8 protein-coding genes are annotated in these 14,323 nt (G+C 70.5%); 5 read left to right on the top strand and 3 right to left on the bottom strand.

Annotated features, from left to right (window positions below; genetic code table 11):
- Positions 1-75: 75 nt before the first annotated feature.
- Positions 76-684, top strand: a complete 609-nt coding sequence (locus E8D38_RS18260) for a TetR/AcrR family transcriptional regulator (RefSeq protein ID WP_140634127.1) — start codon at positions 76-78, stop codon at positions 682-684.
- Here E8D38_RS18260 and E8D38_RS18265 read toward each other — a convergent pair.
- Together E8D38_RS18265 and E8D38_RS18270 are read right to left on the bottom strand one after the other, a co-directional pair.
- Complete coding sequence (locus E8D38_RS18265) at positions 665-2,944, bottom strand: hybrid sensor histidine kinase/response regulator (RefSeq protein WP_181179228.1); 2,280 nt, start codon at positions 2,942-2,944, stop codon at positions 665-667. The two genes, E8D38_RS18260 and E8D38_RS18265, sit on opposite strands and share 20 nt — an antisense overlap.
- Positions 2,945-3,223: 279 nt before the next feature.
- Positions 3,224-4,633, bottom strand: coding sequence for a homospermidine synthase (locus E8D38_RS18270; protein WP_140634131.1), 1,410 nt, complete (start codon positions 4,631-4,633; stop codon positions 3,224-3,226).
- 29 nt (positions 4,634-4,662) lie between these two features.
- Between E8D38_RS18270 and E8D38_RS18275 the strand changes: the two genes are divergently transcribed.
- The 4 genes from E8D38_RS18275 to E8D38_RS18290 all read left to right on the top strand — a co-directional run bounded on the left by E8D38_RS18275 (position 4,663) and on the right by E8D38_RS18290 (position 11,268).
- Positions 4,663-5,934, top strand: a complete 1,272-nt coding sequence (locus E8D38_RS18275; protein ID WP_140634133.1) for an NAD(P)/FAD-dependent oxidoreductase — start codon at positions 4,663-4,665, stop codon at positions 5,932-5,934.
- A gap of 121 nt (positions 5,935-6,055) precedes the next feature.
- Positions 6,056-8,947 (top strand): TonB-dependent hemoglobin/transferrin/lactoferrin family receptor, encoded by a 2,892-nt coding sequence (locus E8D38_RS18280; RefSeq protein WP_181179229.1) that lies wholly within the window; start codon positions 6,056-6,058, stop codon positions 8,945-8,947.
- Between the two features lie 27 nt (positions 8,948-8,974).
- Positions 8,975-10,726, top strand: a complete 1,752-nt coding sequence (locus E8D38_RS18285) for a CbiX/SirB N-terminal domain-containing protein (protein WP_140634137.1) — start codon at positions 8,975-8,977, stop codon at positions 10,724-10,726.
- Between the two features lie 335 nt (positions 10,727-11,061).
- Positions 11,062-11,268 carry a hypothetical protein gene (locus E8D38_RS18290; RefSeq protein WP_140634139.1) on the top strand — a complete coding sequence of 69 codons (207 nt, stop codon included), beginning with the start codon at positions 11,062-11,064 and terminating at the stop codon, positions 11,266-11,268.
- Here the strand turns inward: E8D38_RS18290 and E8D38_RS18295 are convergent.
- The gene (locus E8D38_RS18295; RefSeq protein WP_140634141.1) at positions 11,217-14,072 is read right to left on the bottom strand and encodes a YncE family protein; all 2,856 of its coding nucleotides are present in this window, start codon (positions 14,070-14,072) and stop codon (positions 11,217-11,219) included. The two genes, E8D38_RS18290 and E8D38_RS18295, sit on opposite strands and share 52 nt — an antisense overlap.
- Positions 14,073-14,323 lie beyond the last annotated feature (251 nt).

Raw genomic sequence — 14,323 nt, forward strand, 5'->3', positions numbered from 1 at the left:
TACACTGCACGGTGTAGTTTTGCAGTGTAGCCACCGATCGCCAAAAAGTAAACTGACCGGTGTAATATTCTCTTAATGACCGAACAGCAACGACTCACCGACCGCAAGCGCGAGGCCATCGTCCAGGCGGCCATCGCCGAGTTCCGCACCAACGGCTTCGACGCCACCAGCGTCGACAAGGTGGCCGCGCGCGCCGAGGTGTCCAAGCGCACGCTCTACAACCACTTCCCCAGCAAGGACGAGCTCTTCGCCGAGATCCTGCGGGTGCTGTGGGAAAGCAGCGCCAGCCGGATGGACCTGCCCTACCGCCCCGATGCGCCGCTGGACGAGCAGCTGCTCGAGCTGGTCATGCAGAAGATCGCGCTGATTTCCGACGACAACTTCCTCGACCTCGCGCGCGTGGCGATCTCGGCCGCCATCCATTCACCGGCTCGCGCCAAGGACATGGTCAGCCGGCTCGGCCAGAAGGAAGGCGGGATGCTCGCCTGGGTGCGCGCGGCACAGAAGGACGGTCGCCTCAAGCGGTGCGATGCGGCCCTGGCGGTGCAGCAGCTCGAGAGCCTGGTCAAGGGCGCGGCCTTCTGGCCGCAGGTGGCGATGGGCCAGCCCAGGCTGCCGCCGCGCGAGCAGCGCCGGCTGGCGGCCGAGACGGTGGCGCTGTTCCTCAGCCATCACGCTGCTTGAGCGGCGCGCTCCTGAACCAGCGCTGCAGCACCGCGTCGAGCTTGTCCACCGAACACGGCTTGGTCAGGTAGTCGTCCATCCCGGCCAGGGAGCACTGATCCAGGTTGCTCGACAGCGCGTTCGCGGTAAGTGCCACGATCGGCGTGCGTCGCAGCTTTCCGTCCGCCTCCTCGGCACGCCATTGCCGGGTGACCGAGTAACCCGACAAGCCCGGCAGCATGCAGTCCATGAGCACGAGGTCGTAGCGCTGCTGCCGCAGGCGCGACAGTGCTTCCTCACCGTCGGCGGCCACGTCGCAGGAACAGCCCAGCGCCGCCAGCTGGGCCTCGGCGATCATGCTGTTGACCGGGTCGTCCTCCACCACCAGCACGTGGCGGCCGTCATGTCCACGTTCGGGCGACGGGGACAACGGCGCCGCTCCCGAATTGGCGAACCGCTCCAGCAGCGCGTCCTCGCCGACGGGCAGGCCGGCCGGGTCGCCATCGGCCTGGGGCAGCGTCAGCTCGAACCAGAAGCGGCTGCCGCTTCCTGGGGTGCTCTCATAGTCGATGCGCCCGCCCATCAGCATGGTCAGCCGCTGCGAGATGGCCAGGCCCAGGCCGGTGCCGCCGAAGCGGCGTCCCACGGTGCCGTCCGCCTGGCTGAAGGGCTGGAACAGGCGCGCGCGCGCCGCATCGGGCACCCCCGCCCCGGTATCGGTGACTTCCACGTGCAGCAGCACCTGTGCGGCCTCGCGCGGCTCGCTTCGCATCGAGATCGTCACGCCGCCCGAATCGGTGAACTTGATGGCATTGCTCACCAGGTTGACCAGCACCTGCTGCACCCGGCCTGCATCCCCCTCCACTGGCGGCAAGTCCTCCGGCAAGGCCAACCGCAGCTCGAGCCCCTTCTTCAGCGCATAGCCGGCGAACAGGTCCCGCACGCCGCGCGCCAGTTCGGCCGGGGAAAACGGCGCCGGCGCCAGCTGGAGCTCGCCCGCCTCGATCTTGGACAGGTCCAGGATGTCGTTGATGATGCCCAGCAGCACCCGGCCGGACGACAGCAGCGTCCGGGTCAGGTGCCGCTGCTGCTCGTCCAGCGGCGTGCGTGCCAGCAGGTCCGCGGTGCCGAGGATGCCGTTCATCGGGGTGCGGATCTCGTGGCTCATGGTGGCCAGGAACTCGGACTTGGCGCGGTTGGCCGCCTCGGCCTGTTCGCGCAACCTCTGGCTCTCGACCATCTGCGTCTCCCGGCGGCGCAGCGAACGCGCCAGCGACGGGAACACCAGGCCCAGGCACAGGGTCGTCACGCCGGCGAGCACCGCGATGGCCGTGGCCTGCTGCCGCCAGCCGGCGAGGTACACAGACTCGTGCACCGCCACCGCCGCCAGCACGGGGAAGTCGTCCACCCGCCGCGCGCTGGAGATGACGCCGCCGTTCGGCTCGGCGGCATCCCATGGCGTGAAGCGTTTGAGCGCAACGGCCTGAGGTGAGGCCGGCGCGATCGGCGCGCCGTCGATCGCTCGCCTGGGCACGATCCTCGCGCCCATCGCGGCATCGCGAAACGGGCCGCGAGCCAGCACCGCGAGGTCTTCGCGCAGCAAGGTGACGGCCGAGCCTTCGTCGCCGGCACCCGCCCGCGACGCCGCACCCGCCATGCGGATGTCTTCGTAGAAGCGCGAGAAGTGCTGCGCCGACAGCCCCACCAGCGCCAGGCCGAGAAACTCGCCGGCGCGGTTCTGCAGGCGCCGCCCGACGTAGAAGGTCCAATGCCCCGTGGCCCGGTTGCGCACCGGCGCGGCGATGAAGGTCCTGGCCGGGCCCGCGCTGGCAAGGAGGTAGGCCTCGCGGTCGCGGATGTCGATGACCGGTGCCGGATGGCCGCGCGAATACGCAACCAGCTGCCCTTCGGCATCGAACACCGCCACCACGTCGATCGCCGAAAAGCTCTGCTCACGGGCGCGCAGGCGCTCGAAGGTGTGCGTGCCGGACAGCTGCTCACGCAGTGCAGCGCTCGTGGCCGGCCCGCCGCCCTCGATCTCCGCAACGAGGTTGCCCACCATGAACCACGACGTCGAAAGCACCTGCGAGGCATGGGCAGACACGGCCATGGCCCGCTCCTGCACCTGCTGCCGCGTGGAGTCGACCGCCGCTTCCCGCAAGCGCCAGATCGACAGGAAGGCGCCGGCCAGCACGGCGAGCACCAGCAGGCCGCCCACTGTGCCGATGGCGCGGCTGGTCGCGTTGCTGCCACGAAACAGGTACAGGACTGGCTTGAGCATGCAACCTCCCGGTCGCCCGAACTGCGCAGGCAAGGCGCTTGCCCGCTCTCGTGCGCGGCATTGCCTGCTCCGGCGGCACTTCGCTTGCGGACGAGTCACCATGGAGCCCGCCCCCTTCTCCGATGCGCGATCAGCTGTCCCGCTGGAAGCCCGGGCGAACGCCAGGGCAGCAAGTCCTGCGTGCGGCTGCCGCGGAAGGATTGGGAGCGTGACTTGCCGCGCCACCGACCAGGCGCCCCAACCGGTCCGACCATGAAATCTCAGCTGCAGAAACCCATCTCACCCCACCCTGAAGTTCAAGAACTGCCACGGGTCGCTGGGGTCGATCGGTTCGCTGAACAGGCTTTCCCGGTGTTCGAGCGGCGTCCAGTCGGAGAACACCCCAACCACCTCGCCGAGGTAGGGGCGCGTCATCGCCAGCATCTCGTCGAACGGCAGGTCGTCGGCCTCGAGAATGCCCTGCGAAGGGTGCTTCAGCGCCCAGGCCACGCCGGCCATGATGGGTGCGGCCACCTGCAGCGACGTGGCGGTGTTGTAGGGGCACAGGGCGCGGGCCTCGTCGGTGGAAAGACGCGAGCCGTACCAGTAGGCGCCGCGCTCGTGTCCCATCAGCAGCACGCCCAGCTCGTCGCGCCCGCTGGTGATCTCGTCGCGCATCACCCGCTTGTCCTTCTGCAGCCGCCACTGCCGCCCGGCCAGCTCGTGCAGCGACAGCACCGCATCGTCGCAGGGGTGGTAGGCGTAGTGCACCGTCGGGCGGTACTGCGGCCGCGCCGGGTCGCCGAGGGTGAAGTGGTCTGCGATCGAGATCGACTCTGCATGCGTGACCAGGAAGGCGTGCTGGGGCCCGGCCAGCGGCGTCCAGGTGCGCACCTGCGTGGCGGCGCCGGGCCGCTCGAGGTAGATGGCTGCCCGGCAGCCCTGCGAGTGTTGCCCGGCATCGCGCGGCAGGTGGCGCTCGTGCGTGCCCCAGCCGAGCTCGGCCGGCTGCAGGGCCTCGGAGACGAAACCCGCCACCGACCAGGTGTTGACGAATTCGCCGGCCTGCTTGCGGGTGGCGCTGACCTGGTCGTCCCGCTCGGCCACGTGGATCACCCGCACGCCGAGGTCCTGCGCGAGCCTGGCCCATGCCTGGCGGTCGGCCGGCGCCGACGTGCCCGGGCCGGCAAGGTCGAGCAGCGCCTGCTTCAGCAGGAACGACACGAGGCCGGGGTTGGCGCCGAGCGTGATGAGCGCCGTGGGCTGTCGCTCACCCGGCCGGCGCAGTGCCAGCGCCTGTTCGCGCATGTGGTAGTTGGTGCGCTCTGCGGCGGGCATCGAACGGTCGGTGTAGGTGCCCGGCCAGGGCTCGGTGGCCGCATCCAGGTACAGCACCTCATGCTCGCGGCACCACTGCATCAATGCAACGCTGCTCACGTCGACCGACAGGTTGAGAAGGAAGTCGCCCGGGTGCAGCCTGCGCTCGAGTTCGGCCACGTAGTTGTCGCGGCTCAGTTTCAGCTCGGTGTGCGGCACGCCGTACTCGGCGGCGGCATCGAGCCCGGACTTCGACGGCTTGAGGATCTCGATCTGCCCGGGCCGCATGTCGATGTGACGCAGCAGCAGCGGAAGCACCGCCTGCCCGATGCTGCCGAACCCCAGCATCACCAGGCGCCCGTCGAAGCTTGCATGTCTGTCATGGGTGTCCATGTCGTCGCCGAGCAAACGCGGTGCCTGCCATGACGACCTACTACGAAGCCACCGCCACGCCCGGTCTGCGCCTGCCGCCGCTCGAAGCTGCGGCCGAGGCCGACACGGTGATCGTGGGCGGCGGCTTCGCCGGCCTGGCCACCGCCCTGGGCCTGCATGAGCGGGGCGTGCGCGACTGCATGCTGCTGGAGGCACGCACCATCGGCTTTGGTGCATCGGGGCGCAACGGCGGTTTCGTCTCGGGGGGCTTCAGCCTCGATGCGGCGAAGCTGCACCGTCGCGTGGGGCGCGAAGAAGCGCGCCGCCTCTACCGGATGACGGAGGCCGCGGTGCAATGCATCCGCAGCCGCATCGAGCGGCATGCCATCGATTGCGACGCGGTGTACGGCGGCGTCATCGTGGCCAGCTGGTTCGACGAGGACCACTCCCTGCACGAGCTGCAGCGGCTCATGCGCGAAGAATTCGGCCTGCATTGGCAGTGGCTGCCTCGCGAGGAGCTGCGCGAGCGCCTGCGCACCCGGCGCTACCACGCAGGGCTGCACGAGACCGGCGCCTTCCACTTCAACCCGCTGAAGTACGCGCTCGGTCTTGCGCGCGTGCTGCTGTCCGCCGGCGTACGGCTGCACGAGATGACCCATGTGCGCGACATCCGCCGCGCGGGCGGCCAGTGGGAAGTCGACACCGGGGTCACGACGGTGCGCTGCCGCCGTGTCGTGGTCTGCGCCGGCGGCTACCTCGACGGCCTGTGCCGGCCGCTCGCCCGCGCAGCCCTGCCGATCGCCACCTACGTCATGGCCACCGAGCCGCTCGGCGCGCGGCTGGCCGACGCGATACGCACCGACGCCGCGGTGTTCGACACCCGCTTCGCCTTCGACTACTACCGGCCCCTGACCGACACGCGCCTGCTGTGGGGCGGGCGCATGTCGATCCGCCAGCGCAGCCCGGCCGAGATCGAGCGGCTGCTCTACCACGACCTGCTGCGCGTGTACCCGCAGCTCGAGGGCGTGAAGGTCACGCATGCCTGGAGCGGCCTCATGAGCTACGGGCGCCACAGCATGCCGCAGATCGGCCAGCTCGAAGACGGCCTCTGGTACGCCTACGGCTTCGGCGGGCACGGCGTGGCTCCCACCACGCTGGGCGGCGAGGTGCTGGCCCGCGCCATCACCCGGGAAGAAGAAATACCGGCGGGCCTGCGGGCCTACGGGCTCGAACCTGTGTACGGCAAGGCCGGCCTGCTGGCGGCGCAATGCCTCTACTGGAGCCTGCAGGCGCGCGATGCGCTGCTCGACTGGTGGCACTGAGCTTGTTGCACTCTCTTGCAAACAAGAATTGTTCGCATTAAAGTGCCGCTCCGATCACCCTCCTCCGTTCACGCACCAGCCAGCCGCAAGCCAGCACCGTGCCCTTCAAGGGACCACCCCCGTGCTGGAAAACCGCCTGCAGGACGCGACCTCCTCTTCTTCTCCCTCTGAACCGCTGCCGCCTTCACGCCACGAGCTGATGGCCCATCGCCGCGCCCGCAGCCTGTCGCTCGGGCCGGCGATGCGCCTGCAGTTCGAAGACGCCTGGACGGTGCATCACCAGATTCAGGAGGTGCTGCGCGCCGAGCGCATCAGCGACGCGGCCGGCATCGCCCACGAGACGGCCGCCTACGCCCACCTGCTGCCGGACGGCCGGCAATGGAAGGCCACGCTGCTCATCGAGCTGCCCGATGCCGCCCGGCGTGCCAGCGAGCTGCCCGCGCTCAACCAGGCGGCGCACCGCCTGTACGTCGGCTGCAAGGGCGAGAGCTGGTGCCATGCGCAGGCGAACGAGGACCTGCCCGACCGCCATCTCGGCCGCCCGAGCGCAGTGCATTTCCTGCGCTTCGAGCTGGCGCCTTCGCTGCGCGAGCAGCTGCTCGCCGGAGCCCCGGCCTTCGTCGGCTGCGCGCATGACGGCTACCGCTGGCAGCGGCACATCCCGCAGGCCATGCTGCGCCTGCTGCTGGCCGACCTGGAGCCAGGGCTGGCGCTGTCCATTGCCCAGCAGCGCCGCGCCCGTGCCTCGCGCCGCGCCTTGCATGCCAGTGCGCTGGCCGCGGCGCTGGCCGGCGGCTCAGCGCTCGCGCAAGCGCAGCCGGCGCCTGCCGTGGAGGCCGCCGAGGCGGTGGCCGAGACCGTGGTCACCGCGACCCGCAACGAGGCCGATGCGCACAAGGTGCCCGCCACCATCACCCGCATCACCCGCGAATCGCTCGACCGCCGGGCACCGGCCGACGAGACCGAGCTGTTCGAGAACGAACCCGACCTCGCCTTCGCCCGCGACACCCGCCGCTTCGGCGCCACGCGGCCCAACATCCGCGGCATCGAGGACAACCGGGTGCTGCAGCTGGTGGACGGCATCCGCCTGCCCAGCTACTTCAACGGCGGCGGCCCCACCAACTTCACCCTCAATGCCCCGCTGGGCACGTCGACCGAGTTCCTCAAGCGGGTGGAGGTGCTGCGCGGCCCGGCGTCCAGCCTCTACGGCTCCGACGCCATCGGCGGCGTGGTGGGCTACCTGACCCTCGACCCCACCGACCTGCTGGCCGCCGGCGCCTCGCTGGGCGGCAGGCTGGCCGCCGGCTACACCGGCGCCAACCGTGGCCGCACCGGCACCGTGCTGGGCGCGGGGCGCGGCGAACAGGCCGAATGGCTGCTCGGCTACACCCAGACCGAAGCGCACGGGTTCGAGAACCAGGGCAACGTCGACACCGTGTCGCCCGGCCGCACGACGCCGAACCCGCAGGACGTGCGCGACCGCGCAGCGATCGCGAAGTTCGTGCTGCGCCCGGCGACCGGCCACCGCGTGGTGCTCACCGCCGAAGCGCGCGACCAGGACGCCGACGTCCAGGTGCTGCGCCTCGCGTCCTCGCTGCCCAAGGTGACCGCGATGTCCGGCGCCGACAGCGCGCGCCGCGCCCGCGCCAGCATCGAGTGGGAACACAAGCCGGGCGCCGGCAGCTGGTACGACCGGCTCGACGCCCGCTTCTTCGTGCAGGACGCGAAGACCTACAACCTCAACGAGCAGACCCGCACCAACACCTCGGCCGGCTGCTCCGCTTCCAGCGGCACCGGCAACAACTGCCTCATCGGGCAGGACTTCCTGTTCCGCCAGCGCTCCACCGGCGCCAGCCTGCAGTTCGACAGCGGGCTGGGGGAGCGGCAGCTGCTCACCTGGGGCGTGGACGCGATGCGGGTGCGCACCGAGGAGCAGCGCGGCGCCACCGTGCGCAACCTGACCACCGGCACCACCACCAGCACGCTGGCCGGCGACAGCTTTCCGCTGCGCGACTTCGCCCCCGGCCACACCGACACGGTGGGCCTGTTCGTGCAGGACGAGATCGACGGCCTGGCCGGCGGCGCGCTGTCGCTCACGCCGGGCCTGCGCTATGACTGGCGCGCGCTGCGGCCCGACATCGGCGACGCGCTGTCGCAGGCGGTGCTGGGCGCCATCGGCAAGCAGGCGGTGTCGCAGACCGACAGCGCGCTGTCGCCCAAGATCGCCGCCAGCTGGCAATTCACTCCTGCGCTGGCCGGCTACGGCCAGCTGGTGCGCGGCTTTCGCGCGCCCAGCTACGAGGAGGTGAACGGGCATTTCCGCAACCCGGCGCAAAGCTACGGCACCAGCCCCAACCCCGCGCTCGAGCCGGAGACCAGCACCAGCGTCGAGCTCGGCCTGCGCTTCAGCACCGACAACCTGCGCGGCCAGTTGGCCGCCTTCGACAACCGGTATCGCAACTTCATCGCCACCGCCCGCCTCGATTGCCCGGCCGACCCGAACTGCATCACCGGGCTCGGCTCGACCTTCATGTCGGTCAACCTGTCGAAGGTGCGCATCCACGGCGCCGAAGCCCGCCTGGCCTGGGACTTCGCGCCGCGCTGGCGCCTGGACGGTGCGGTGGCCATCGCACGCGGCAGCGACCAGCAGACCGGTCAGCCGCTGGACACCATCGAGCCGGCGCGCCTGTCGCTCGGGCTTGCGCACGAAGCGGTTGCCTGGGGCAGCGAGGCGCGCCTGCGCGCGGCCGAACGGGTCAAGCGCGTCAACGACAACAGCGGCACGACGCCCTCCCCCTGGTTCCGCCCGGCCGGCTACGGCGTGGTGGACCTGGGCGCCTGGTGGCGGCCCTGGAAGGGCTCGCGCGTCTCGCTGTCGGTGAACAACCTGTTCGACAGGAAGTACTGGCTGTGGGGCGACATCCGCCAGGCCGATGCGCGCAGCCCGGCCGGCGTGGACTTCTATTCACAGCCCGGGCGCAACCTGGCAGCGCGCCTCGAACAAACCTTCTGACCCTGGACGACGACAAGGAGCCACCCCATGAACCTGCCTTCTCCCTTGCGCTGGCCCCGCTGGCTGCCGGCACTGGCGATCGGCCTGTGCACCGCGACCGCCGGCGTGAACGCCCAGCCTTCGCCAACGACCCGCGCCGCGGCATCGGACACCGCCTACCTCGCGGTGGCGGCCGACCGCGGCTTCCAGGGCAATGAAGAGATCCGCGACGCGCTCGACGGTTTTGCGGCCGGCCGCCCTGCGGAACTGGTGATCGCCACCGACGACCGCACCAAGGGCACGCTCGACGCGGCCGTCGGTCGGCTGGCAGCCAGCGGCGCGAAGCGGCTGGTGGTGCTGCCGGTGTTCATGTCGGGCGCCGACGCGAAGTGGCAGCAGGTGAAGCCGCTGCTGGCGAAGGGCCCGCTGCCCGCCGAGCTGGCGCAGCCCTTCGGCGACAGCTATTTCGCGGTCGAGGCGCTGGCCGAACAACTGCGCGCCGTGCACCACCCGCAACAGGCCCGGGTGGTGGTGGTGGGCTACACCACCGAAGCCAATGCCGCGGCCCGGCGTGCCGTCGCGCAGGACTGGCAGCGCATTGCGCAGCAGGCCAGCGAAGGATTCGGCTTCGCGCAGGTTCAGACGGTGGTGTGGACCGACGCTCGCGGCGGCGAGCGCGAAGCGCTGCGCGCCGCCTCGCGCAAGGCCCTGCAGGACGCCGCGGCTGCCGGCGGCGCGGGCCGCGTGGTCGTGGTGCCCTTCCACTTCGGCCGCCGGCTCGACGGCATGATGTCCTTCGATGCCGAGCTGAAGAGCGAGCTGCCCAAGGGCGCGGAGCTGCTGCAGTCGCGCCGCGGGCCCGAGCAATGGCTCGCCACCTGGATGGCCCGGGAGGCCAACCGCCACGCGACGCTGGCAGCGAACGAGCTGGGCGTGATCCTGCTCGCGCACGGCTCCGACTACCACTGGAACGAGACGATGCGACAGGCCGTGGCACCGCTCGAATCGCGCTACCCGATGGAATACGTGTTCTCGATGGCCGACCAGCCCCTGGTCGAGCGGGCCGTGCGCCGCCTCGAGAAGCGCGGCGCGCGGGCCGCGGTGATCGTGCGGGTGTTCGGGCTCGAGTCGTCGTTCAAGGGCGACGTGGAACGCATGATCGGCAGCGACGTCGAGTCGGCTGCCGCACCTTCTGCCGGCCATTCCCATGGTGGGCATGGCGGCCATGGCGGCGGCCACGGCGGCGACCATGATGGTCATGGCGCACACGATGCCGCCTACCCGCCCGCACGCATCAGCACCCCGCTGGCCCTCACCACCGTCGGCGGCGTGGAAGCCGCCCCGCTGTTTGCCGCCACCCTGCTGGAGCGCGCCCGCGCCCTGTCGCGCGATCCGCGCAAGGAAACCGTGATCCTGGTGGCTCACGGCACCGGCAGCGACCAGCGCAACCAGCAGTGGGTCGGCATCCTGGAGCAGTTGGCGGCGCAGATGAAGTCCGCCCCCGGCGCGCCGGCCTTCCGCGCCATCCGCCATGCCACCTGGCGCGAGGACTGGCCGGACAAGCGGGCGCCGTGGATCCAGCGGGTGCGCGACATGGTGCAGGAAGCCGGCAAAGACGGCGGCCGCGCGATCGTGATCCCGGCGCGCACCAACGGCACCGGCCCGGAGCGTCGTTTCCTCGAAGGACTGTCGTTCGAGCTGGGCGAAGGTTTCGCGCCGCATCCGCTGTTCACCCGCTGGTTCGAGCAGCAGGTGCAAGCCGGCGCCGCGGCGCTGAACGGCGCCGCAGCCTCGCGCTGAGCACGGCCGCCGGGTGCGACAAAAAAGCCCCGGCTTCACGAGGAAGCCGAGGCTGAATGCCTCATCGCTGTCATCACGCTGAGGCACCTGCTCAGGGAGGAAAAGCAGGGGGCGTCATCCTTTCGAACTTCGCCCGCCCCCAATGTAGGGGTCGCGGCCTGTTTTGCGCATCCCCAGAAAGCCCCTCATCTCGGGGCCTCGCGACGCCAACCTGTGGAGCATTGCTCGAAGCGGCTGACCGAAAGTCATCTCACCCCCCTGATGGGAGGGAGCCTTCGCCCGAGCGGTGGACTAAGTTTGTCTCGTGGTCCAGCCGGGCTCTTGTGGGAGGCACCATGGCTTTTCTTCGACAGTGTCTGCAGGAAGTGCGAACGAGGCAGCACCTCCCCGGTGTGGTGGAAGGTGCTGCCCCGGTGCATCACGAGCGGATGGCCCTGTGGCCGGCCGCCGCGCGCAGCGGCGACGGCGGCAGCCGGGCCTATGCCGGCCTTCAGGAATCGAAGGCGATGCGTGCACCCGAGCCGGGCGGCGTGCAGGTGTAGGTGACCTCCTGGCCGGGCGTGGATGCCATTGCTCGCACGGCCGCCTCACTGCGCTGGCTGCCGTCGGCCGCCACGAACACGCGGCGCGCGCCGTCGTACACGAGGCCGCGCGACACCCCGCCTTCCACCACCCGCGCCACCAGGCTGCATTCCGTCACCGCCCCGCCCAGCTCCTTCGACGTGAACGGCGTGCGCGCGCGCTGCATCAGCAGGTCGATGCGGGCCGACACCGCCGCCGCATTGCTGCTCGTCAGCGTGACCTGCTGGCCGACGATGGGCGCCAGGTCGCTGTCGAAGGCCATCATGAAATCGACCACGTCGCGCCGGGTGCCGTCGGGGTTGATGATCGGAAAGCCCACCGTGAGCTGCGGGTTGAACACCTTGGCGGTGAAGAAGCGGAACAGCGTGTCCACCGCGCCGTCGTGCACGAAGCCGAAGCCTCGCACCTGGTCGCCCACGAAGCCGGTGTCGGGTGCGCCGAAGAAGTTCACCTTCGGCGAGCCGAACATGCCGACCTTCTGGTACATGTTGCGCAGCTGCGGGATCTTCACGATCTGGGTGATGCCCTCGAAGCTGGCCCGACCGCCGGTGCCGAAGAAGCCGCTGGCCGGGTCGAGCCGGTGGCAGCCCTCGCAGTTGAAGGCGGTCTGCCCCGACACGAAGCTGCCCAGCGGCCCGAGGTCGATGCCGTCCGAAGGCCGTGAGCCGACGTAGAAATTGCGGCCCCGCTGCTGCGACGCGGTGAGCGAGTTGTCGAGCGCGCGGATCGGGTTGGGCGGCATCATCACCGGGATCTGGAAGTCGGCGAACTTCTGCATCTCGGCTTCGGACAGCGGCGCCGTGCCGCCCAGCAGCCCCTCGAAGGCCACCGCGAAGTTCTTGAACGACAGCACGCTGTCGGTGCCGCTGCTGCCGAACAGGCCGGTGGCCCGGTCGCCGCGCCAGTGCATCGCGCCGGAGTTGCGCATGCCGCGCAGCGTCTGCGTCGTCATGGGCCCCTTCATCGGATGGAACTCGTTGGCGTTGTCGCTGCCGTTGATGGGCGACTTCACGCCGAACAGGATCTTGCCCAGCGCGATCTCGGTGGGCGACGCGAGGTTCTTGGTGATCGGGTTGTTGGTGACGCGGTCGTCCGGGTTGCCCAGGTCCCAGGCCAGGTCGTCCATGTCGCCGAAGATGTGGCAGCTCGCGCACGAGGCCTCGCCGTTGGCCGAGAAGCGCCGCGCGTCATAGAGGAACGGCCGGCCGGCGGCCACCGAGGCAGGCTCCGGGTTCTTCATCGCCACCGACGCCAGGGTGCCGCGGGAAGCCAGGTCCACCACCTTCACCGCGTTGTCGAACCGCGTGCTCACGTACAGCCGCCCGCGGGCTTCGTCGAGCACGAGGCCGCTCGGGCCGCCGCCGCCCAGCTCGATGTAGCGGGCGCTCGCGGTGCGCGGGTTGAAGCTGTCGTTCTCGAGCTCGGCGGTGTCGAACACGCCGATCCGGCTGGAGCCGAAGGCCGCCACGTAAAGCGTGCGGCCGTCGGCGGTGACCGCCATGTCCAGCGGCGTGGCCAGCGAATGCTGCTTCATCGTCCAGTCGAACGACGGATTGCCCGGCAGCTTCGAATAGTCGATGTGCTTGTTGAGGTGCCGCGGCGCCACCGTGCTGCCCGAGATCACCGTGATGCGCGTCTGGGCCAGCTTGCCCTGCACCGTGTGGCCGGCATAGGTGCCGGGGCCTTCGAAGCGCACCTCGTTCACCGCCTCGGTGTTGGACACGTACACCTTGCCGGTCACCGGGTTGGTCACCATGTTGAAGAGCACCGTGCCCACGCCCGAGTGGGCGGCCTTGGTGGCCAGCGAGTTGGCGTCCACCGCGAACACGTCCAGGTCGGGCAGGCGGAACTGCACCGCGTTGTTCCAGTTGCGCCGCAGCTCGTCTTCCCACTTGCCGCTCGCCTTGTTGTACTTGACGATCAGGGCCACCTCGGGTGCCTTCCTGCCTTCGAAGTTGGTCTTCGGGCCGGGGTTGCCGCCGGGCATGATCTTGCCGTTCTCGCCGATGCAGGGCAGGTTCGGGTTGAACCCTGTGCACACCAGCGGCTGCAGGATGGAAGTCGTCTGGTTGCCGGACTTGAACGCCGCCACGTAGACGGTCGAGCGGTCGGGGCTCACCGCCAGCGCCCGTGGCGTGTCGGCAAAGAAACTCAGGATGCGCTGCGGCACGCCGCCCACCGCGGCGCCCAGGTTCGCCGGGTTGAACACCCACACGTCGGCCCGCCCGACGCCGGGCGTGGTGAGCTGCGGGTCGCCCGCGCCGGGCACGCCGGCGATCGACGCGTCGCTGCGGTGCTGCCCGCGGTGCGCGGTGGTGATGAAGGCCCGTTCCGGGCTGCCGGCAAACACCACGTCGCGCGGCTCGTCGCCCACCAGCAGCGTGCGCACCACCCGCGGCGTGCCGCCGAGCTCGACGATGCTCACGCTGTCGGACAGGTGGTTCACCACCCACACCTCGGTGTTGCTGCGCGCAGCCACCGCCACCGGCTCCAGCCCCACCGGCACCCGCGCGGCCAGCTGCAGTCCGGCCTCTGTGATGTTGAACACCTCCAGCGTGTTGTTGGGCGTGTTGGCCACGAACAGCCGGCTCCGGTCGGGCGACAGGGCCATCGGCCGCACCGGCCCGCTTTCGAACTGCACGAAGGAAGGCGACTGGGCGGCAGCCCGGTCGTGCCCGAGCGCAACGGCCAGGGCCAGAAGCAGAAGCAGCAGCAGGTTCACCGAGGCGAAGCCCCGGCGCCGCGGCGTGGGTAGCGCGTGCATGGTGTCTCCTTGTCTCTCTTGTGGTGGGGTGCGACCGGGGCGCCCGCATGGCGCCTCGGCTGCCCGGCGGGCATCGTAGGGAGGGGCCCCGGGCGGCGCCCCCTCCCAAGGGAGGGGCCCGGCGCGTGCGCCCGAGCCCGGCGGTGGTCGTCTGCGCAAGCGGCCGTGGCCGCCGCAGGCCTCCGCTACACTCGCGCCCCACCCCGGCCGGCGGCCCTGCGCCTCCCGGCTCGGACACGATCGGTTGCACT

It is taken from the genome of Methylibium rhizosphaerae, assembly GCF_006386545.1.
Classification (GTDB): Bacteria; Pseudomonadota; Gammaproteobacteria; order Burkholderiales; family Burkholderiaceae_C; genus Pseudorivibacter; species Pseudorivibacter rhizosphaerae.